This window comes from Dyella caseinilytica (genome assembly GCF_016865235.1).
In the GTDB taxonomy this organism is placed as follows: Bacteria; Pseudomonadota; Gammaproteobacteria; order Xanthomonadales; family Rhodanobacteraceae; genus Dyella_B; species Dyella_B caseinilytica.
This window is the reverse complement of the sequence record NZ_CP064030.1, coordinates 2,783,253-2,804,674: the sequence shown is the minus strand read 5'-3', so window position 1 is coordinate 2,804,674 and position 21,422 is coordinate 2,783,253. Positions and strand designations below refer to the sequence as shown.

The window sequence follows — 21,422 nt, the reverse complement described above, 5'->3', positions numbered from 1 at the left end:
TGGTCTGAATGTGATGAGCGGTCTGTGTGCTATCGGAGGCTTGGTGAAGAAGGGCGGTTACTGCTTCGTTACGCCATGGCAGACGGAAGCTGTATGTATTTGACCTTCTGCCGGTGAGTTGTCATCTGGCCGATATGACGGCTTCTATCCATCTTCTGGCAATCTAGTCGTATGCTGCACTTGCTATGGATTACCCATCTATCGTCTATTGCTATTTGTTCTATTGCTATTGATGTTTGTTGCAATTAGATAAGTAACCGTAATGTTGGCGACATACATGTGCGCGCGTGCACGGGATGATGTTGTGCAAGATCACCGCAAATGCCAGCATGTCGGTTTGCACCATATGATGTGGACTTAGTGCATTTTTAGTGCATGTGAGCTGGCCGGAACGATATGAATGGCCATGTCAAAATATGTTGGATAGCAGCGACGTTTGTTTGCCTAGCGGTCGTGACATGTCCCGAACGATAGGATGGGTAGGTTGACATTGTTGGACGCCAGAGGGTAGCGCGGCGTTGCCATATGCCTGCGCGTCTGTAGGAGGGGCAGGGAGTGCCAAGGAATTGCTATTGCATACCGCGAAAAAGCTGCTACTGGCGCTACAGTAACGTCTGTAGCGTGGTTTTCAGAAGGTGGTAGCAGTAGAGTCGTGTTTGCCGGGTTGTAGAGTATTTGTGCGCCACTAGTACGGTGCACCTGGGCAAGATTGATCAGAACCTTCTGTGCTGTGCTCTCGCGGGCACGTTCTATGCCTGTCAGATGGAGGTTGTTCTGGACCGCTCGTGTCGCGTAATAGCCGCCCCTGATCGGTCGCTATCGCGACCGATCAGGGGCGGCTTTGTCAAAGTACCGGGCCGTAGGGAAAAAGGTGGACGTTGAGGTCCAAATAGGTTTTCCCCGTGGGACGATAAAAGGTGAAGATTTTAAACTCGCGCAACATCTCAAGCAGAGCGTCAAGCTCTTCGACCGGCATATGGGAATGTTGAAGAACATAGTTCTTTGGAACCATTGCCCGGTTTTCGTAGGGATAGCCAGTCACAGGGTCGTGACCATCGTTCCACCACGTATGCAGGATCTTGACGATCTTCTTGAGCTTTTCAGCCAGGGGCTTCACCATGAAAATTCGACACGCTTGGGATAAATACCATTCTACGATCTGAATGGCACGTTTTACGGTGTCGGCGGGAATCTCCGTCTCGTTGCTACCGTCGAATACGTGAAGAATGCCGGCAACACGAGTGATGAGCTGTGGTGACTTTTTGGAGAGAAGCTTGGCAGCGCGCCACAATCCATCTCGCGCCATAAGTGGCTGAATCATCTCCATCCATTCGGTGAGTATGCGAGATGCATCAGGGCTCAAATGAAGTACCGTCGGCGTGAAGCCGTCGGTAGATGCCGACGTATTGCCTTCGTTGAGCTTGCATTCAAGCGTATCGCAGAAGAGGTCTACATACGTCCAGGGAGGATTGGTGATGGGTTCGGGCATCGTGACATCCTTCTGGTCAACCAGAGCGATTAAGCAACGACCTAAGAACCCCCTTTCAATGGCTTCTTCGCCGTATTTGGCGATGAACTTTTCAAGTGCCTTGGGATAGGTGGCAACCGCCATGGATATGATCGGTTGATCAATGCGGATCTTGAAGTTCCTCCGACCGTGACGGATAGGTTTGCCATCCAGCATATGGTTCAGATCCGGTTGACCGTCCTTAATCGTGCCTTTAAGCAAGGACTCGCCTTCGTCGCTAATGAGGAAAATGGCCTTCTCGCCATGATGCATCGTGTCGAGGATGTCGCTGATGGATGCGTCGGTCTTCAGCATGTCCGGCTCTTTTGGTTTGATCGGTTCTCCGGTCATGTGGTCGTCCAGCGCCTTATCGGCATCAGCAAGGTCGGGGTCGTCTTCCTGAAGTCCGCGCACGGTTAGATTGGTTACGCGCTGAGCCTTGCCCTTCTTCTTTGCGTTCCACTTAGCCATCTCGCGCTTATATCGCAAGTTGGCATCGTTGAATTTTTGGGATAGGGCTGACTGGTGGTTCATGAATGCTTTAATCAAGGGGCGATCCACGAGCGATTTGCCACTCCCAGTTTCTGATGCCACGATGATGAACAGCGAGAGCAGATCAATTACGCCGTCCAACTTCTTGACGCGATAGGCCAGTTGGAGGGCGGCAGCCATGGCTGCCAACAATTCGCCCAGGATGACGGCGGGAGGTGCGCTGGTGTTCTTCTGAAATTCAAGGAAGGCGTCACGCGCGCCAATAGACAGTGCCCAGACAGGACACTCACCAACTCGAAGGAGATGGCCGAGAAGGCCATCTCCCATCAGTTGCTCGGACAGCGCCTCGAAGTCCAATTCGACGATCTGCTGCTTCGGATGCTTAGGGCCAAAAAGGACGTTTGGGATCTTCGCATTGAACGCCTGATTCATGCAGGCACCTCGAGCTGATCGCCTTTCGTTGCGCAAGATACGGCTTGCGAGGCTGATACGGAGCCGCAGGCCACGCCGCTCATGGCTGCTGTGCGACTCTTGGGCTTACGCGGCGAGCCAAAGGGTTTGCAGTCGATGTGCTCGCCGATTTCCAAGCGACGCTCATGTTCGAAATTCAGCAGTTTGACGATAGTCGCTACGTGGGCATCCGGCCATTTCTTGCGAAGACCTGCGATGATCTGATCTTCGCTGACGTCGCGCTTTCTGGCGGCGCAGATGGACGGAAACATCTGTTCCATTTCGCGGCGCATCACGACCTCTTTGCTCGGAACCATGTCTTCGAACATCGAAATGGCTTCGTTGGCGGACATTGCCGTATTGGCTGGTTCGGAAGGGGTTGCCATATCGCCCCCTTAGCGCGAGCGCAGCGCAGCGCGTTGTTCGAGCCAGGCTTCCAGCTCGTCGACGAACCACACGGTAGGACTATGCGGTGTGGCGCCCAACTTGAACGAGCGGGGGAAGGTGGGGTCCCAAGCGGAATCTTTGGGATTCTGGCGTGCGAAGAAATTGCTGCGCCCCAGGCCGACAATCTCGCAAGCGGCTTTGGCGCGAACGGCTTGGCGGCGGGGTTTACCATGGCGGTTGTCGGCCGCATTCACTGCAGCAAAAATGCGCTGCAAAGCCAGAAACACCCACTCGAAATGGGGCTGGTCTGGAGGTGTATGGGGTGTATCGCTGAGGTTCATGGGTTACTCCTAATGGATTGATCGCCAAGCCAAAGCGCCTGGCGGACCTAATCATTAGGGGTATAGGCAGGGGTAAAGTCCGGACTTTCCTGGATGGTGCCGGACAAGGTGCCGAATGACGGGACAAGGCTCCGGCTCCGGGGGCTAGCCAAGGCGGATATCTGACAACCTCGTTTCGAGTGTGCGCAATGCATCGCGGATGGCCTCGATGTCGTTCAGGTTGAGGCAATCAATGACCTTGTCCAATAGCTTTTTACGAAGCTCAAATTTCAGCGATGCAATAGCTGAATGACCCTCCAGAGCATCTTGCACCCACTCTCGCCGGTGGTGCCAAAGTTGTAGATAGCCCTCTTGAATGGCGTACTTTGGATCCAGGTTTTCAATATCGAGCCGGCGCTCAAGGGGTGTGATGATAGATCGGGTCTGCCCCGTGTCTCGGAAGATATTGGATCGATATTCGGTCCTGAACTGCAGGGCCTGGGCGACGGCGCATAGGGAACTCGTGATTTCCCGGAAGTTGACGCGGATGTCGCAACGGTCGATGGGGCTTTCGCTGGCGAAAAATTTGACACGGAATAGCAATTCTTCCGCAAGAGTGGTTGAACGCTCGTAGTCGCGATCACTAAGTCTCAATCCCATGGAGGTGTGGATGAGTTCAAGGAAATAATCCCTGTTTGCCTTTGCGATCTCCTCGAAGGCATCAAAACGAAAATAGGGCAGAGTGATGTTGCGGTAGGTTTGTTGATGGTTCGTTATTTGGCTAAAAGCAAGGATCATGTCCTCCCGAATGGGATGAATCGAGGACGGCGGTGCCGCTTTTGTGTAAACGTTGCGAAGCGCTCCGGCAAAGTGCATGAATTCCACTTTATGGAGATGGAGATACAGTTCCAGATCTAGCCGGGACTGGAGGGGCATGTTCGACCGTGGGACATCGAAGTGGTCGATATGAGAAATCAGGCGCTGGTAGCTACTGATGATGCCCTCGTGGGTTCCTGCCGAATAAGCGGCCTGGTCCAACAGGTGATGTATGCAATCGACTCGATCAATGAGCGAACAGAAGAAGCTGTCGACATCGGTCAAGGTGTCGAGATCGATTTCAATGCCGAGATAGGCCCGTAAGTCGTTCAGCAGGAAGCTATTGGTTTCACTGTCGGCAGTCGGGTAAGCGCCGCGCATCTCAAAGGCAAATGTCTTTGCGGGTGTTTTGATAAAGGTAAGAATACGTTCGTTCCGGCCCTCTTTGCTGGAACCTGGGGCATTCATGAGCCTGTCAAGCAAATAGATAACCCTCAGCGAATTCTGTTTGTCCTTGTATTCCCTGAATCCTTTGCCTGTCATTTTTTTGATGGCGCCGGTGATACTTTCAAACTCCTTTTTCCGTGTGGCCACATCGTCAGGTAGCTTCTTTTCCCGTCTAACCTTTGCGGCGAGATCGGAGAGCGAGAGTTGATTCTTCGCGATCGATTTCATGCTCCCAAGGTCAAAAGGGCTTGAAAACAGATGCGCGCGCCGTTGCTCGTCTAGGCCATGTCGAAGCATTACGCTCAACAGAGTGAGCGGGCCGGTGGGGCCTTTGGCGATCGGTTGATTCCGGAGGCGCGTGAACTCCGGATCGTTGCTAAAGATGAACTCGGTAGAGAACAAGTTTTGCGGGTAGCGCGATTGGATTTCGGCCAACCGGCACTCAGCGAAGATGGTATCCATTCATTTAGTATGCATGACTCGCCAGGGTACGTCTTTGTTCATCAAGCTAGAGCAGGTTTGGTTACAACGGGGATCTGGTTTGCAAGGTGTACTGGACTAGTATCAAGTGTTGAGAGAAAAAGGCTATTTACTAGTGCTTTTTCTCGTGTATAGCTACATTCGATGACGCAGAAGTGTGTGGTGAAGAATCAGTGGGGCATTAAGCAGCAGTATCGCTGATCCGAGCATGTAGTCATAAGGGCAGATGGTTTCACCCGTTAGTCGATCTTTTTTTGTGGATTCCTACTACGTTGCCAGCTCTCAGGCCATCTAAGTAATCTGCCCATGCTTGCATCATGCTCTTGCGCTCAGTCAGATATTGGGCGCGGTTATAGGCAGCGCGAACCTTGTTTCGCTCAGCATGCGCAAGCTGGCGCTCGATCACGTCAGCAGACCATCCCATTTCATTTAGCCGGGTTGATGCCATGGCACGAAAACCGTGGCCAGTCATCGTGTCCTTATCGAACCCCATGCGGCGCAGAGCGGCGTTGATTGCCGCATCGGACATGGGACGCTGCCGACTGCGCTCACCAGGAAAGACGTACTGGCTGCGGCCCGTCAGTGGTTGCAGCTCCTGGAGCGTGGATACGGCTTGGTCGGGCAAGGGGACGATATGTGGTTCCCGCATCTTCATTTTGTTGGCCGGGATGCGCCACTGGCCGACGTCTAGGTCGAACTCCTTCCACTCGGCTTGTCTTAGCTCACCAGGGCGGACGAATAGCAAGGGCGCCAGCTTCAGGGCAGTGCGCACGACTAGGCCGCCGGTGTAGCCGTCGATGGCGCGCAGCAGCTCGCCCATTTTGGCAGGGTCCGTGATCGCTGCACGATGTTTAACCTTCGCAGGTGTCAAGGCACCTCTTAGGTCCGCAGTAGGGTCGTGCCGAGCGCGTCCTGTGGCAATCGCGTAGCGGAAAATCTGCCCACATCGTTGCTTGGTCCGATGTGCGGTTTCGTGTGCGCCCCGCTCTTCGATCCGCTGGAGCACTTTGAGCATCTCTGGGGCATCAATCTCGGAGATAGGCCGGCTACCTATCCATGGATTGACTAGGCTATCGAATGTCCAGCGAGCCTTTTCAAGTGTCGCGGCGGACATGTTCTGTTGCTTCGCGAGCCATTCCTCCGCGACGACAGCGAAGCTGTTGGCAGCACGCTCCACGCCGGCAACCTTCTCAGCTTTGCGGTGTGCGCCTGGGTCTATGCCGGCCTGCAGTTGTTTGCGCGCAGCGGCGTGCCTGTCGCGTGCTTCAGCCAGACTGGTTTCAGGATACGTGCCAAGTGACAGCAGTTTTTCCTTGCCCTCGAATCGGAATTTGTAGCGCCACCAGCGAGAGCCGTTCGGGTTGAGTAGCAGATATAACCCGCCACCATCTGCGAGCTTCTGTGGCTTATCGCTAGGCTTGGCTTTGCGGATGCCGGTGTCGGTGAGGGACATTGGGGGTAACGCCTGATGGGGGTGGGCCCGTTACCCCCAAAGCTACCCCCAGTTACCCCCGGATTTCAATGGATGGGGTAGGACACCAGCGGACAATAAAAAAGGCCAGAACCTTTAGTTTCGAGAGGTTTCTGGCCTTTTTTGGACTTGCTTGGATGACTATCTGGTGCCGGAAATAGGAATCGAACCTACGACCTACGCATTACGAATGCGCCGCTCTACCAACTGAGCTATTCCGGCGGAGCCGCTTAGTTTAGGGGGGCTTATGGTTCGGTGCAAGCCGGTGCCTGCCGAAACCGGGACGCTTGTCGGAATGTCCTGATGAGTAGCCGGCTTAGCCTGCGGCGTGCGCTGGCTTATCACCCGTACTCGGCCTTGGGGCGGCGGACGACTTCCGCTGCCTTGCCGTCATGGCCAAAGTATCGGCAGGGATAACAAGGAATGTCATCCATGCCTTATCGCCCGTCCCAATTGGGTGTCTCGTTGATCGAAGTTCTGGTTGCCATCCTGGTATTCAGCGTCGGGTTGATCGGCGTGGCGGGGCTGCTGGTGGTGTCCGCACGCTCCACCCACTCCGCGTACCTGCGTAGCCAGGTGACGTTTCTTGCGCAGGGCATGGCCGATCGCATGCAGGCCAACTCGATGGGCGTCTGGATGGGGGACTACAACGGTGCCTACCCCAATGCCATGCGCCAGGACTGCGCCAGAGGATGCACGCCCCGGCAACTGGCCATGCACGACAAAGGCGCCTGGAGTGGCCAGCTCAAAACCTTCCTGCCTCCGGATGCGCAGGCGAACATTTCCTGCGAAAGCCGTGGTCTCGCCAATGTCCCGGCTTCGGACGAATTGGGCATGCGGCCACCCTATGGCGGAAGCTGCACGATGACGATCAGTTGGACCGAGCAAGGCATCGGTCTGGCTGCCTCCGATACGAACGACGGTGCCCGGCAGACGTTCGCCTGGGAATTTCAGCCATGAGCGGCCGTCTGCGTTATCAGCGGGGTCTGTCGCTGATCGAACTGATGATCGCGATGCTGCTGGGCTTACTGGTGAGTGCGGGCGTAATGGCGGTGTTCACGTCTTCCTCCCGCAGCCGTCTTGCCCAGGAGCAGCTCGCCCGTCTGCAGGAGGAGGGGCGCTTCGCGATCACGCAGATTCGCGACGATCTCATGTTGAGTGGAGCCCCGTACTGCGCCGGCTCCGGTGGCAATGGTCACCTCAGCGCCGCCGGTATTTACCTGGATCAATTGCGCATGCCCACCGTCTACGCCAGCGAGCCAGGCGCACTCATGGCGGCCTTGAGCGATGCCACCACGCCGTGGGGTAGCCCTTATCCCTCTGCACCCGCCGAGCCGTATTCGTTGCCATCCTTTCTGGCCATGCGCGGCTACGATTGTGCGGCGAGCGATTGCAAGCCAGTCGATCCCAGCAACAAGCGAAACCGACATGGATTCAGCATTCCCGCGATGGGAGTGTCCGTAGATGATCGCGTCGTCGGCGCATCAGTGCTCACTGTGCGCTATCTCGACCCATCCGGCGGCTGGTCTCTTTCGCCCGATGGCCATGGAATAACTGTGAATGCAGATGGTTCCTTGTCGATTGATATCAGTGCCGCCACCAGCAAGTTGAGCGCCAAAGATTTTGCGGTGGGTGATCCGTTAGCCCTGCTCGCGGATTGCTCACAGGGGCAGATTTTCGCGGTATCGGGGCAGGGCAGCAGCCAGCTCACGTCCACCGGCAACAATTTCACCCAGCCGGCAGTGTTCGAGAACATGGTCGCGCCGAAGTTGTTCAATCTCAGTCGCGATTGGCGAACCGTTACCTATTTTCTCAAGGTCGTGGACAACGGCGATGGCATGGGACACACCACTGGCAGCTTGATACGCCGCGTCAATGGTGGCAGCACGGCATCACGTGACGGTTCATCCGAAGAAGTCGCGCGCGGGGTCGAGCGGCTCGATTTCAAATACGGTGTGCAGCTGAGCGATGGCAGAGTGCGCTATTACACCGCCGAACAGGTCGATAACAGCTCAGGCAGGGATTGTTCTTCGGTGTCATTACCGATACGTGGCGGTCAGGACCGTGGTTGCCTGTGGCATTCGGTAAGTTTGATCGAAGTGACTCTGCTGATGGACGGGCAACAACCCCTTTACTCGCTCACGGAGGATGAGCTGGCCTACACGTATGCGGCAGACGGGCTAGTCACACCTGCATCGCCCACTGCAAAGGGCCGTAAGGTGACTCCGCTGCAGCAAGGTTTTCCCTTACCCATGTTGCGACGTGAATTCACGACGGTGGTCGCCTTGCGCAACGTGAATCCATAGCCATGCTCGTGTGTAGCAAGTCCATCGGCACGTCGTCACGACACGGCACATTCCTTTTATCGGCGCGAGCACTGCAACGGCAACGTGGATTCGCGCTGATCATGGTGCTGATCTTCCTGCTGCTGATCACCATGCTGGCCATGGGCACTGCGCAGCACGCTTTGCTGCAGCAGCGCATGGCGGGAAGTTTGCGTAACGCACAGCAGGCGCGCCTCAGCGCCGAGACGGCACTTCGAGGTGCCGAATACAGGATATGGTCGATCGCGAGCCAGGCCGGTATTCACTTGCATTGCCAGGATGGACGAATCTCTTCAGACGACGGCTGCGTCATGTACCGTCCGCTGAGCGCTCCTTACAGCGCGAATGGCACTGTCACACGATTTCAGACTGCATCGGGTTGGGTGACGGGTATCGGCAAAAGCTATATCGGCTCCCAGCGACGGGGTTACACCAGTGGCAAGGGACAGCCCACGGCCGCCCTCGCCAAGAATCCGGTGTACATCATCGAAGATCTCGGCAGTATGCGGCCGCCCGGTGCAGGTAGCCTGCATGAATCGGGCAACACAGGGCCAAACAATGGTGGTGTTGGCGAAGTGGATGTTCACATCTATCGCATCACAGCGCGCGGCACTGGTGGCAATCCAAATATCGTACGCGTTGTGCAGAGCACCTTCGATGCACCGGCCAGTCCCTGAGTTTGGATGTTGCATATGACGAAACGACTAGGTCTGAGCGCTGCATACACGTTTGCCATGTCTTTGCTTGCGACGAACGTACTGGCATCGCAGCACCAACTTCCCGGAACGGTGGAACTCAGCCCCTTGCCTCTGGATCGCACGCAGGCAGTGCCATCGTTGGCGGTGCTCGGTTTGGATGGCAGTGTGCTGAGCGCAGGACTGCTTGCGTTTGAAGGTGGCTATGACCCGTTGGACTGGTCGGGTGTGCTGCAAGCGGTCACTTTGAAAGCGGACGGTACGCATGATCGCCTGGTCTGGGATGCCGGCACGCTGCTTACGGATGAGCTGGTAACACCGCCCAATCGCCGCACCATTCTTACTGCCGGCCTGAGCGCTGCGGGCATGATCACGGGCATGGCCTTCGAACCCTCGTCGGCGTTCGATGCGAGCGAAAAGTCTGGACTGATGTTGCCGAAACCAGAGCTTGTCGAGCGCGATACCCTGGTGGCCCGCGTCAACTATCTGCGAGGCGCACGCTCTGATGAACGCGATGGCCTCATGCGGGTACGTGGAAGCCTGCTTGGCGCGGTCATTCATTCCCAGACCGTGTATGTGGGTTATCCCACGGGCCGTTACACCGATAATTGGCCAACACGCATCCACGGCGTGTCGGTGCCTGCTCCCGAAATGGCTGCCGGTGCCGAGTCATATGCGCGTTTTGTCGAGAAGGATGCGGATCGGATGCCAGTGGTCTATCTAGGCACGAACGACGGCATGCTGCATGCGTTCCATGCACCCACTCTCAGCTGTGATGGAACAGCACTTGGCAATACGTGTATCGCGCCTGCGAACAGCGGAAAGGAGCTTTGGGCGTATGTGCCGCGTGCAGCTTACGCGAACCTCGGCAATCTGACGCATGCCAGCGATTTCCAATTCCAACCAACGGTCGATGCCACGCCGGTGACGCGTGATGTGTTTTTCAGTGAGCATGGCCATCACGAATGGCATACCTTGCTGGCTGGTGGTCTGGGGTTCGGTGGCCGCGGTATTTATGCGCTGGACGTGACGCGCCCGGAAGCAGCGAATGAGGTGTTTCCAGGGCGCACTGTGCTGTGGGAGTTCGACGCCGATACGCCTCCCGGTATCTCGAGCACTGGCGATAGCTATGATCCCGCAGACCTTGGTTACACTTATGGCCAGCCAGCTATTGCGCGGCTAGCGAACGGCCGCTGGGCTGTGTTGGTGCCGAGCGGGTACTTTCCGGATTGCAGCGAGCCCGACAAGCCGTCTCACTGTGAGAAAGCCGCCAAGCAGGCGCAGGCAAACAGCAGCGCCTTGTTCGTGTTGGATGCGCAAACGGGTGAAGTGATTCGTGAGCTGAGAACAGCTTCGGCTACGCGGGGTGCTGACGGGTATGGCCTCGCTACCCCTGTGCTTGGTGACTACAACAATAATCAGATCGATGATGTGGCCTTTGCGGGTGATTTGGCCGGTAATCTATGGCGTTTCGATCTGTCGGCCCCGAATCCAGCCCATTGGCGAGTGTCGCTGGCCTATCGTCCATCTGCTCCCTATGCACAACCCATCACAGTCATGCCTCGGCTGTTTCCCGACCCGGCAACGAATCGTTTCATCGTCGTATTTGGCACCGGAAAATATCTCGGAACGGGTGACAAAACGGTCGATATCCCGGTGCAGTCGGTCTATGGCATTCGCGACACCATCGACAAGCAGGGCAATCCGGTCACCGTGACACGTGACAGCTTGCAGGCGCAGATCTTGACTCAGACCATCCAAGCGGATGCCACGTTGCGCAGCCTCACGGCCAGTGCGTTACCGCTGGCGGCAGGAGGTTGGCACATCGATCTTGACGTTATGGCTGGTGAGCGAGTCGTGTCTGCACCCACCGCTTTGTTCAATAGCGGCTCCGTGCTGGTCAATACGCTGATCCCCGCCGTCGATGCCGGCGGCATGCCTCAAAGCGCTGTCATCGCCATTGATGCTGCGACCGGTGGTCAGGGGAATGCGGTATCGGTTGGGGGTGTTTCGTACGCAGGTGGCGTCGTGAATCAGGCACGTACCACCGGGACTTTGCCTATGGCTGCCACGATCGGTGGTGGGCGGCTGGTTTTTCCGGGTATCGGTTTGAAATCCCAAACGGGTGGCCTGGATATACCTCTACGGCTCGCTAGCCCTCTATGGCGCCGCCGCTCCTGGTATGCATTGAATCCCGATGATTGATGGAGAAAAGCGATGGATCGCTCACGTGGGTTTACTTTGCCGGAAATGATCATGGTGGCGGCGATTGCGGCCGTGCTTGCCGCCATGGCGATCACCAACTACAGCCGCTATGTGTTCCGCGCGCATCGTGCGGATGCTCATCAAGCCTTGATGGCGATTGCCAATGGTGAAGAGCGTTGGTATGCCACCTACAATCGATACACGGATGATCTGGCGCAATTCGGCTTTGCTGATCCTGCTATATCACCACATGGCTATTACGAGCTGGTGCTCGAAGTGGATGGTGATACAGCACAGTCATTTACAGCGGTGGCGTTGCCTATCCGCACTCAAGCCAAGGACCTGTGCGGAAATCTGTCCATCGACAGCAGAGGCGCAAAGACGCCCGCACGAGATGATGTGCAAGCCAATGCCAATGGCAAGTGCTGGTGATAGTTTGGCAGCCTTGTGCTGCAATTTTACCTTGGAGTACAAGAGGTCTGAGTCGTCATTGCGGCCTTCGCCGGAATGACGACTGGGTGGTCTGAAAGATTGCGGCCAATCTGGGTGGCTTCGTGATTTCATTGAAGTCGTCGAGAAAAGCGCTGGAAAATCGCAACCCATGAGCATCGCTATGGTTGATGCAAAAGTCGCTCGGTCAATCCCGAATAGCGACGCGTTCGTTGTGCGAGCGCCTGCTCGATGCTGCCGGGGGTTCCTACCAGGGTCAGCCACCGGCGCGCACGCGTGATGCCGGTGTATAGAAGTTCGCGCGTGAGGATAAGGGATTCTTCCTCTGGCAAAACCAGCGCCGTATGCTCGAACTCCGAACCCTGCGATTTGTGTACGGTCATCGCGTATACCGTTTCCACGTCGCCGAGCCGCGATGGCAAGACGCAGCGCACATGTGCGCTTTCTTCTTGCCCGGATGTTGCCTGGGGTGCACGTGTTACCGGGAACGCCACATACAGGCGAACGACTCCGTCCGAACCAGGCATGCGCAAGGTGATGCCGACGTCACCGTTCATCAGCCCAAGGCTGTAATCGTTACGAATCATCATCACGGGACGACCTTCGTACCAGCCACGATCCGACTCGGTCCAGCCCGCGGCATGTAGGCTGGAGGCAATCTCGCGATTGAGTCGTTCGGTGCCAGCGGGTCCCTGGCGCACGGCGCACAGCAGTTGGAAGTGGTTGAAGGCCTCCAGCACGTTATGAGCCCAGGCTTGATGGGCTACGACATCTTCACTCGAGCCAGGGCGCAGTTCCCGCAGGCGCTGGAGATAGAAGCGAAAGCCTTGTGGCGTCGCGCCGGATGCGTCGAGATCAAAGCGGTCCGTATCGCCATCCATAGCGATGGTTGCCAACGGGGTGCGCTCCGCGTCGGTGGATAGCCATGCGATATCACCAGACCGTGACGCCAGTAAAGCATGCACTTCTTCGATATGACCGGCATTGACCGCGGCGGCCAGTCGTCCGATGCCACTGGTGGCACCGAAACGATGGCTGTGACGCAACATGGCGATATGCTGATCCAGCGCCTGTGCGTCGTTGCGCACGAAAGCTTCAATGTCGTCGCCACTGATTTTCCGAAGCCAATCTGCCACGGCTGGTGTGTAATGGCCCGTTTCTGCGCGGCGGCATAGATCGCCGAGTACGGAACCGGCTTCCACCGACGAGAGCTGGTCTTTGTCACCAAGAAGAATCAGCTGGGCATGTGAGGGCAAAGCTTCCAGTACGGCTGCCATCATTTCCAGGTCGATCATCGAGGCTTCATCGATCACCAGTACATCCAGATGCAGCGGTCGACGGCGATCGTGTGTGTAACGGCGGCTGTCGGGGCGCGCACCTAGCAAGCGATGTAGCGTTTCCACCTGTTGCGGAATGGCTTTGCGTACTGACTCATCCACGTCCAGTTGTGCGATTTGACGGGCGATGGATGCATTCAGCCGGGCGGCAGCCTTGCCAGTCGGTGCTGCCAGTCTGATGCGCAATGGGGCGGCTTGCTGGCGCCATTGCAAGGTTTGCAACAAGCCGAGTAAGCGCACGACCGTGGTCGTTTTGCCCGTGCCTGGTCCACCCGTCATGACACTGAAGCCCCCACGCAACGATAGCGCACAGGCTACGCGCGGCCACTCGATGTGACTTGCACGAAGGGTAGGGAACAAGTGTTGTAACTCCGTCTGCAAGCGTTCTTCATCGACAGGACGGGATGACAATCTGGCAAGAATTTCCTGTGCTACGTCGCATTCATAGCGCCAATACCGGCGGAGATAAAGTCGGTGCCGATCCAGGACCAACGGAGCATTCGCAGGCATGCCATCGGAACGCGCCAGCAAAGGCGATTCAGAGAGTGAAATATCTGCGAGAAGGTCCAGCCAATGGGACGGCCAGGTGTGTTCTGCAGCAAGTGCCTCCAGCGCGTTCAAATCCAGGCACGGATGGCCATCGCCAAGCAGCCGGCTGGTCAGCGCCGCCAAAAGCAACAGGCGCGAGTCGGCCTGCGGATCGCGCTCGCTGAGGAACTGCGCAAAGGCCAGATCGAGCGGTCGTAGCCAATGCCGTTCGACGGCATCGGTCAACATCGTGAGCATCGCCTTATGCGACATTGGCGCGTGCTCCTTGTGCAAACAGGCGATCCATTGCATCGATCAATGCAAACGGCAAGCGTTCCGCATGTACGCCATGGCCAGCGTGGTCGATGCCGCGCAAGTACAGATAAAGCACCCCGCCGATATGCCGTTCGTAGTCGTAATCGGCCAGGCGAGCGCGCAATTGTCGATGCAGAGCCAGCGTATAGATGGCGTACTGCAAGTCGTACCGTGATTGCAGCGTGGCATCGCGCATTGCTGCCGGGGTGTAAGCCGCTACGGTTTCACCCAGCCAATTGGATTTGTAGTCGACCACGTAATAACGGCCACGCTGTTCGACGATAAGGTCGATAAAGCCTTTGAGCATGCCATTGAGGCGGTTGGTCGGAAGCGGAGGACGGGATAGTCCGTTCAAGGTGTGACGTGTCACCACCTGATCGAGCTGCTGCGTATCGACGTGATGCGCTTCGAACCAGAATTCCAATTCCGCCTGGTAGCGCGTGCGAGCATCAAGATCCGCAAGCGCCAGCGTGTGGCCATCGGGCAATGCCAGTGGTGTCTGCAGCAAGGCTGGCAACCATTGGCCGAGTGGCGATATCCACGCTTGCCAGCCGTGTCGCTGGCAGCGGCGTGCGATTTGTTGTTCGAGTGCCGTGGGATCTTTGGCGACTGCGGCAAAGCCGGCCTCGGCGATCCATTCCAGCAAGTCGTGCAGGAAGGTGCCAGCTTCTGCGCCGCGCGGGAACGCGTGCATGCCGTAATCGATGGCAGGAGCGATCCACTCAAGGGATTCGCGAGCGGCTTCCTGCAGTACATCCTGGATGGCAGTGTCTGGCGCAACCTGTGCGGCGTGCCCGCTTTCGCTGTGTGTCAGTGCGCTGTAGCTGGCGATCCACCAGGGTTCGGGTGGAGGCAGGGTATAGATGCGCGCTTGCCGCTCGCTTTGTGGGCGATGCAACGGATGGTACATGCGTATGCCAGCAGGCTCGTCTGCGATATGCACCTGCATATCGGGCGAATCCCCACGCAACGCGTCGATGCGCCCCGGGAGATCGCTCGGTTCGATCGGCTCGCCACCCGAAAGCACGTAGCCGAGTGCGGAACGGTGCAGCCCCGCGGCGCGGCTCTGCCCTTCGGTGACGCATGCGACGCCCAGCCAGCAGGCATGTTCGGCGCGGGTGAGGGCAACGTAGAAAAGGCGCAGATCTTCCTGCAGGCGCTCATGATCCACGCGTTCCCTGGCTTCTTCATCGGGTTCCAGGTCGACCCAGGTGCGTCCCTGTTCGTCGTGCCATGGCTGAGCACCCTTGGGAACATCCCGGAAGCGGCTGACGAAAGGCAGCATCACGATCGGATACTGCAAGCCCTTCGATTTGTGGATGGTGATCACTTTCACCAAGTCGGCTTCGCTTTCCAGCCGCACCACCTGTTCCTCGGCCGTTTCCGCATCGTCCTCGTCGGCGCGCGCGATGTGCGCAGCAAGATGGCGGATCAAGGCGTACTCGCCATCCAGATTCGTCGCTGCATGTTGCAGCAGTTCCGCCAGGTGTTGCAGATTGGTCAGTGCGCGCTCGCCACCCGGGGCGGCGAGCAGGCGCGCGGGCAGGTCGAACGCGTGTAGTAAGTTGTGCAGCATCGCCAGCACGCCGTGCCGTTGCCACACAATCTGCAGATCGCGGAATCGCTGGCCGCATGCATCCCAGTACGCTTCATCGTTATTCAGACGATCCAGTTCTACCAGATTGCGCTGCATGGTGGCGGTGGCTAGCGCTGTGCGCATGAGGCGGTCGGAGGCCGGCATGGCGCAGGCTTGCAACCAGCGCAGCACGTCGATGGCTTCTTCGGTGGCGTAGACCGAATCTTTCTCCGACAGATAGACGCTTGCCACGCGACGCTGCCACAGCGCGTTGCGTATGCAGAGAGCTTCTCTGCGATCGCGCACCAGCACAGCAATGTCCTGTGGGCGCAGCGAAGTTTGCTTGCCGTCTTCGTCGACGAACGCGCAGCGCCCTGATTGCGCGGCCTCCAGCAAATCGACGATGTGGGCTGCAGCGTAGGCACTGGCTGTATCTCGGTAGGTGCCCATGTTCATCGGCTTGTCGCTGGGAAATACCTCCAACTGGATGGCCGTGACGGGCTGGCCGTCGTACTGCAAGGTGCGTTTTGCACCCGCGGCCATCACGGGCTGGAAGGGCAAGCCGTGCGATCCCTTGCCGAATGCAAAAGCGCCGGATGGCCATTGATCGGCATATCGGAAAACGCGATTCACCGCATCGACCAGCGGCGAGGTGGAGCGGTAGTTGGCGGTCAGCGTCCAGGTGGGCGATTGCGCCTGTTCACGCGCGGTGAGATAGGTATGGATGTCCGCGCCGCGGAAACTATAGATGGCCTGCTTGGGATCGCCGATCAGCAGCAAGCCGGTATCGGGCCGGTCCGCGTAAATGCGCTGGAAGATTTGCCACTGCAGCGGATCGGTATCCTGAAATTCGTCGATCAATGCGACTGGATATTGTGTGGCGATGGTGTCTGCAAGCTGGGCACCATGTGAGCTGTGCAGGGCGGCGTCGAGCTGGCGCAGCATGTCGTCGAAGCCGGGCTTGGCCTGACGTTGGCGGATCTGGTCGACGCGCGCTGCTATCCATGGCAATGCATGAGCGAGCAGCAGCGGTTTGAGTGGTGGTTCGGCTTCCCACGTATCGAGCAACGTCTCGATGGCATCGAAGGCGGCATGAGTAGGCGTGGTGCTGCCTTTGCTTACTGCACTATCGAGTTTTTTCTGCGTATAACGTACGAGCACGGTCTTCTCGATGGCGTAACCCTGCGCCCACTCGGCCAGTGCGATCAGTTCGCGTTCCACCGTCTTCGGAATGAAGATATTGTTCTTCAGCGCCTTCGTTTGCACGGCGGTGCGAAGCAAGGACTCGATGCCGTCGATGTCTGCATGCCACAAGCCACGTGCCACCTGTTCCGCCTCGCGCCGTGGCGCGTGGTGCTTTCGCAAGGCATCGGCGAGATCTTCGACCGGCGGCAATGGCTGGCCTTGAATACGCACATGCTGGATCGGCTGGCGCAGTAGTGGCCGCACGGCACGCTGCAACACCTGCGGGCTGCGCCATTGCGTGGCGATGCAGGCTGCTTCTGCTTCATCGATCGGCGCGTAAAAGCGGCGCCAGTAGTCGCGCACAGCTTCGGCGAGCCGCGCACTTTCGTCGGCAACCTCATCGATGCCCTCGTTGCCTTCGAATGCATGCTGCGCCAGCATGCGTTGGCTCCAACCGTGGATGGTATAGATGGCGGCTTCGTCCATCCATTGCGCGGCCAGATCCAACTGTCTCGCGGCAGCAGCACGTTCTTCTGCGCCGGGATATTCAGCAATCAGGCGTTGCAGGAAATCGTCTGCTGACCGTTGTCCCCGGAAGGACGCAGCAGCAGTGGCAAGGCGTTCGCGGATGCGCTCGCGCAGCTCCGCCGTCGCGGCGCGGGTGAATGTCACCACCAGAATCTGTGCTGGCAATTGCGGTGGTTGACCACCGTGGCCCAGCACCAGCCGCACGTATAAGGCCGCCAGCGTCCAGGTCTTGCCGGTGCCTGCGCTGGCTTCGATCAAACGGATGCCTTGCAGAGGCAGGCGCAACGGATCGAGCGGTGCAATCTCGTTCATGCGTCGCCCTCCTTTTCTGCCACGTCGAGCAACGGGCGATAGAGCGGTAGCCAATGCTCGAAGCCGTCGGCATACAGCAAGGAAAAGCGCCCCCATGTGCGAGCCAGGCAAGGCTCCTGGTGCATTTCGCCTTGCTGCACCGAATAGCCGTCACTGCCTTCGTAGCATTTCTCGGCAGCTTCGGCAGGGTCTCTTTTGCTTTTTTCATTTCGCTCCGTCAGCAGCCATGCATAGGCGGTGCGGCGAGCGATGGGCAGCGGTTGCTGCATGCCATGCCTCCATGCGTCGAGCAGTGCGTTCAGCAATTCAGATGCGTAAGCATGCTCCAGCGGCTTCAGCACGATCGTTGCATCCGGCCCCAGGAAACGGGTGGACATGGGGATATCGTTTGCGTTCGCCATGAGCTGCAACACCCACGGTTGCAGCAGCTTGTCGTAGCGGATGGCACTGTCCTGGCACAGGTTGCCGGCCACAGGAAGCAACCGCGCTAACGTGCCATCCGCGCTGGTGCGCAGATCATCGAGCCAGCCTTCGACAGAGACCTCGTCATGCGTGTGACGCAGTTCCTGCACCGGCAGCTGTTCGGACCAATGGGCGATGGAGGCGTGCCAACGGCGCAGGATGCGTTCAACGTTGCCGCCGACGTTGTTCACGGCCAACGCGCCGAAACCACCAGACGGCACCACGCCTTGCTGCTGCAATCGCACCGCGGCGCTGGCCAATCCGGATTCGGCTTCTTCAGTCCTCAATGCCGATTGCAATAGCGTCTGCACGGCGGCGTAGTTTTCCAGCCCGTCCAGCGCGAAAGGCTCGTCATCTTCAAGGCTGGTGTCGATGTCTTCGAAACGTACTTTCAGGCGTTCGCTGTAGAAGCATGTTGCCGGTCTGGCGAGAAAGCGCTGCAAGGCGCCCAGATCCAGTACAGGCTCTGTTTGCCACGGTGACAGCGGCGCCGTTTCCACGATTGGCTTTGCACGGCGGGCATGTGCCCATTCCGAGGCATAAGTGAATAGCGGCGAAGCCACATCGCGTTCGAAATAACGCTCACTGAAAGCCTGCAAGGGATGCACGGTGGTGATGGCATCCAACAGGTGCTCGCGGGACTCGCTGTCCGTTTCAGCGTCGTCGGGCAGGTGCCAGCCCGTGGCGAGGTAATCGCGCAATTGCGCGACCAGTACTGAGGGCGGCTGCTCGCTGTTGTCACGCACGCTTCGGCCCAGCCAGCTGATGTGCAGCACGTCGCGCGCAGAAAGCAGGGCCTCCAGGAACAGGTAGCGATCATCCTCGCGGCGTGAGCGATCACCGGGGCGGTGCTGTTTCGCAAGCGCCATCAGGTCGAAGTCGGGTGGCGAAATGCGACGTGGGTAATCGCCATCATTCATGCCGAGCAAGCACACCACGCGAAAGGGAATGGCACGCATGGGAAGCAGTGTGCCGAAGTTCACGGCGCCACCCATGAAGCGCTGGGAAAGATGCGGTTGATCGATCGCCTGGAGCCATTCCTCACCCACGATCGAAAGCGGAATGGCCTGTGTGAAGCCTGCTTCCTGGCAGGCATCCAGCCAGTTATCGAGCGCATCGTCCAGGCGATCGATGCGCAGTGCATCGTCCTCGTTACCGCGAGGGTCAAAGCAATCGCGCAACAATTGGCGCAAGTGTTCGCTCCACTTCAGTGGCGTAGCCGGCGCGGAGAACAGTTGCCAGTAGTGCTCCATCGTTTCCAGCAACTGGCTCAGTGGGCCGAGCAGCGAGGCATCCAGGCCGCCGATATCCGCATAGGGTGCTACGCCGTCAAGCGACGGTCCGTCGCCCGTTGCATAGCCGAGCAACATGCGGCGCAGACCGAAGCGCCAACTGTTTTGCTCGTCGGGTGGCAGGCCGAAGGCTTGCTTGTGTTTGCCATCCAGGCCCCAGCGGATGCCAGATTCGGCGATCCATCTACGTAATGTAGGCAGATCGTCTTCGGCCACGCCGAAGCGCCGGCGCAGCGACGGCACGTCGAGCAGGTCGAGGATATCGCTGGTCGTAAAGCGTGACTCGGTAAGGTTCAGCAGACGCTCAAGCGCCGACAGTAGCGGGGACGTGCCGCGGCCAGGCTGGTCAGCCAGGCTGTAGGGCAGGTAACGCGGATCGTCTGTCGCGATGCGTCCGAACACCGCCTGCACGTGCGGTGCATAGGTACGAATATCCGGCACCATCACGATCACGTCGCGCGGTGATAGCGGTTTGCCTTTGCGCGCAGCCTGCTCGAACAGAGCGAGCAGCTGATCGTGAAGTATCTCCACCTCGCGTTGCGGGCTGTGCGCGATGTGAAAGTGGAGCGAGCGTTTATCCGGCAGGGGTTTGCGCAAGGCCGGATCAGCCGGGACAGGCTCCAGTTCGAGCACGGCCTGCTGCACCTGGTGCAGCAGCGAGTCGCTGCCCAGCGGCTGGAACCAATCGATGCTGCGCTTGATGGCAGCAAAGGTGTCGCGGTAGCGCTCGGGCTGGTCGAAGGCATCGAGCTGACGGATAAAGTCGCGTCCCTGCTTGCCCCACGCGGCCAATAGTGGGTTGGCGTGCAGATGCAGATCTTCGTAACGCGGTTCCGGCGGCAGCCCCGGTTTGCCGGCATGGCGCCGCTGCGCTGCCATCAGCAGTTCGCGGTCTTCGATGATGTCGGCCCAGTAATGCCGGCAAGGATTGGTGACCAGCAGCAATACCTGGCTGAAGCGCGATAGCGCGGTCAGTGCCTCCAGCACCTGTTGTGGCAATGAGGTGATACCGAACACCACAATGCGGCGCGGCAAATCTCGCGGTTGGAAGTCCGGCGCCTGCATCTGCTGCATGAAGTGACGATGGACCGCTGCGCGATGACTATCGCGTTGGGCAGCCGGAACATCATCGAGCAAAAGCCGCCAGAGCCGGGGCTGCCAGCGCTGTGCAGGAGGGAGTTCTGTTACGCGCTGGCGCAGACCGTCACGCAATACATCGTTGCGATGCTCCCAGTCTTCCAGCCAATCGGCACGAAACACTTGGTACTGATCGAACAGATCGGCCACTTGCATGGCAAGCCGATACTGTTTTCGCCAGTCATGAACATCCCCCAGCAAGCTGCGCAAGGGGGCAAACGCTGTTTCATTCAGATGTTGCGGCAGCAAGCGGAGCAAGCGCCAGGCAAGCCGGCTCTTGTCGAACGGAGAGGTCGCAGGTACCGCCGCCTCGCCAAGCGCAGCGCGGTAGGCCTGCCACAGAAAACGGCCCGGCAACTGCGTATCCACCGCTGCACTGATACCCAAGCCCCCCACATCCAGGGGACGCGCGAGCGCCAGCTTCAGCCACTGCGCAATGCCGTTGCTTTGCACCAGCATCACTTCGTTTTCCAGCGGCTCCAGCGGCGCACGCTGTAACCAGGCCACCAGCAGATCGCGCAGATCCTCCTGGCGATTGCCATGAATCACCATCAGGCCGGGTTCGATCGGGTTGCGGGTCAAGGACTCGGGCACGCTCACGGATGGCTGCGCTGGCTGGTGGTTGTGGAGATTGTCCCGGAAGGGAAGCCCGCAGGCTTCATACCGGTCGCGCAGCTGGATCGGAGCATGGAAATACGTATGGCAG

At 58.4% G+C, this 21,422-nt stretch carries 13 protein-coding genes and 1 tRNA gene; 5 read left to right on the top strand and 9 right to left on the bottom strand.

Annotated features, from left to right (window positions below):
- Positions 1–844 precede the first annotated feature (844 nt).
- From ISN74_RS12090 to ISN74_RS12065, 6 genes are all read right to left on the bottom strand, one after another.
- Positions 845–2,431 (bottom strand): DUF3987 domain-containing protein, encoded by a 1,587-nt coding sequence (locus ISN74_RS12090; RefSeq protein ID WP_188800967.1) that lies wholly within the window; start codon positions 2,429–2,431, stop codon positions 845–847.
- Positions 2,428–2,835 carry a hypothetical protein gene (locus ISN74_RS12085; protein WP_188800965.1) on the bottom strand — a complete coding sequence of 136 codons (408 nt, stop codon included), beginning with the start codon at positions 2,833–2,835 and terminating at the stop codon, positions 2,428–2,430. Before ISN74_RS12085 ends, ISN74_RS12090 begins: the two co-directional genes overlap by 4 nt.
- A gap of 9 nt (positions 2,836–2,844) precedes the next feature.
- The gene (locus ISN74_RS12080; RefSeq protein ID WP_188800964.1) at positions 2,845–3,177 is read right to left on the bottom strand and encodes a helix-turn-helix transcriptional regulator; all 333 of its coding nucleotides are present in this window, start codon (positions 3,175–3,177) and stop codon (positions 2,845–2,847) included.
- Between the two features lie 144 nt (positions 3,178–3,321).
- Positions 3,322–4,881: a hypothetical protein gene (locus ISN74_RS12075; RefSeq protein WP_188800962.1), complete on the bottom strand. Its 1,560-nt coding sequence runs from the start codon at positions 4,879–4,881 to the stop codon at positions 3,322–3,324.
- Positions 4,882–5,131: 250 nt separating this feature from the next.
- Positions 5,132–6,352 (bottom strand): tyrosine-type recombinase/integrase, encoded by a 1,221-nt coding sequence (locus ISN74_RS12070; RefSeq protein WP_188800961.1) that lies wholly within the window; start codon positions 6,350–6,352, stop codon positions 5,132–5,134.
- A 164-nt stretch (positions 6,353–6,516) separates the two neighbouring features.
- Positions 6,517–6,592: transfer RNA gene (locus ISN74_RS12065), tRNA-Thr, on the bottom strand.
- Positions 6,593–6,802: 210 nt separating this feature from the next.
- Here ISN74_RS12065 and pilV point away from each other — a divergent pair.
- From pilV to ISN74_RS12040, 5 genes are read left to right on the top strand one after another with little or no spacing between them, the layout of a single operon-like run.
- Positions 6,803–7,330, top strand: coding sequence for a type IV pilus modification protein PilV (pilV, locus tag ISN74_RS12060; protein ID WP_203546599.1), 528 nt, complete (start codon positions 6,803–6,805; stop codon positions 7,328–7,330).
- Entirely contained in the window at positions 7,327–8,676 is a 1,350-nt protein-coding gene (locus tag ISN74_RS12055) for a PilW family protein (protein WP_188801219.1), read from the top strand. The genes pilV and ISN74_RS12055 overlap by 4 nt, the downstream gene beginning before the upstream one ends.
- Positions 8,677–8,678: 2 nt before the next feature.
- On the top strand, positions 8,679–9,371 hold the full coding sequence (locus ISN74_RS12050) for a pilus assembly PilX family protein (protein ID WP_188800957.1): 693 nt from the start codon (positions 8,679–8,681) through the stop codon (positions 9,369–9,371).
- A gap of 15 nt (positions 9,372–9,386) precedes the next feature.
- Complete coding sequence (locus ISN74_RS12045; RefSeq protein ID WP_188800955.1) at positions 9,387–11,594, top strand: pilus assembly protein; 2,208 nt, start codon at positions 9,387–9,389, stop codon at positions 11,592–11,594.
- Between the two features lie 12 nt (positions 11,595–11,606).
- Complete coding sequence (locus ISN74_RS12040) at positions 11,607–12,026, top strand: type IV pilin protein (protein WP_188801218.1); 420 nt, start codon at positions 11,607–11,609, stop codon at positions 12,024–12,026.
- A 179-nt stretch (positions 12,027–12,205) separates the two neighbouring features.
- On the opposite strand, the gene recD is transcribed toward ISN74_RS12040, so the two are convergent.
- Genes recD through recC form a run of 3 tightly spaced genes read right to left on the bottom strand, consistent with a single transcriptional unit; the run spans position 12,206 to position 21,316 of the window.
- Positions 12,206–14,182 carry an exodeoxyribonuclease V subunit alpha gene (gene recD, locus ISN74_RS12035; RefSeq protein WP_188800952.1) on the bottom strand — a complete coding sequence of 659 codons (1,977 nt, stop codon included), beginning with the start codon at positions 14,180–14,182 and terminating at the stop codon, positions 12,206–12,208.
- The gene (recB, locus tag ISN74_RS12030; protein WP_188800950.1) at positions 14,172–17,825 is read right to left on the bottom strand and encodes an exodeoxyribonuclease V subunit beta; all 3,654 of its coding nucleotides are present in this window, start codon (positions 17,823–17,825) and stop codon (positions 14,172–14,174) included. Before recB ends, recD begins: the two co-directional genes overlap by 11 nt.
- The gene (gene recC / locus ISN74_RS12025; protein ID WP_229679396.1) at positions 17,822–21,316 is read right to left on the bottom strand and encodes an exodeoxyribonuclease V subunit gamma; all 3,495 of its coding nucleotides are present in this window, start codon (positions 21,314–21,316) and stop codon (positions 17,822–17,824) included. The genes recB and recC overlap by 4 nt, the downstream gene beginning before the upstream one ends.
- Positions 21,317–21,422: the final 106 nt, after the last annotated feature.

Bases quoted from the DNA above. Each gene is read 5' to 3' on its own strand.
- ISN74_RS12090 (WP_188800967.1), bottom strand. From the start codon at position 2,431: ATGAATCAGGCGTTCAATGCGAAGATCCCAAACGTCCTTTTTGGCCCT.
- ISN74_RS12085 (WP_188800965.1), bottom strand. From the start codon at position 2,835: ATGGCAACCCCTTCCGAACCAGCCAATACGGCAATGTCCGCCAACGAA.
- ISN74_RS12080 (WP_188800964.1), bottom strand. From the start codon at position 3,177: ATGAACCTCAGCGATACACCCCATACACCTCCAGACCAGCCCCATTTC.
- ISN74_RS12075 (WP_188800962.1), bottom strand. From the start codon at position 4,881: ATGGATACCATCTTCGCTGAGTGCCGGTTGGCCGAAATCCAATCGCGC.
- ISN74_RS12070 (WP_188800961.1), bottom strand. From the start codon at position 6,352: ATGTCCCTCACCGACACCGGCATCCGCAAAGCCAAGCCTAGCGATAAG.
- pilV (WP_203546599.1), top strand. From the start codon at position 6,803: ATGCCTTATCGCCCGTCCCAATTGGGTGTCTCGTTGATCGAAGTTCTG.
- ISN74_RS12055 (WP_188801219.1), top strand. From the start codon at position 7,327: ATGAGCGGCCGTCTGCGTTATCAGCGGGGTCTGTCGCTGATCGAACTG.
- ISN74_RS12050 (WP_188800957.1), top strand. From the start codon at position 8,679: ATGCTCGTGTGTAGCAAGTCCATCGGCACGTCGTCACGACACGGCACA.
- ISN74_RS12045 (WP_188800955.1), top strand. From the start codon at position 9,387: ATGACGAAACGACTAGGTCTGAGCGCTGCATACACGTTTGCCATGTCT.
- ISN74_RS12040 (WP_188801218.1), top strand. From the start codon at position 11,607: ATGGATCGCTCACGTGGGTTTACTTTGCCGGAAATGATCATGGTGGCG.
- recD (WP_188800952.1), bottom strand. From the start codon at position 14,182: ATGTCGCATAAGGCGATGCTCACGATGTTGACCGATGCCGTCGAACGG.
- recB (WP_188800950.1), bottom strand. From the start codon at position 17,825: ATGAACGAGATTGCACCGCTCGATCCGTTGCGCCTGCCTCTGCAAGGC.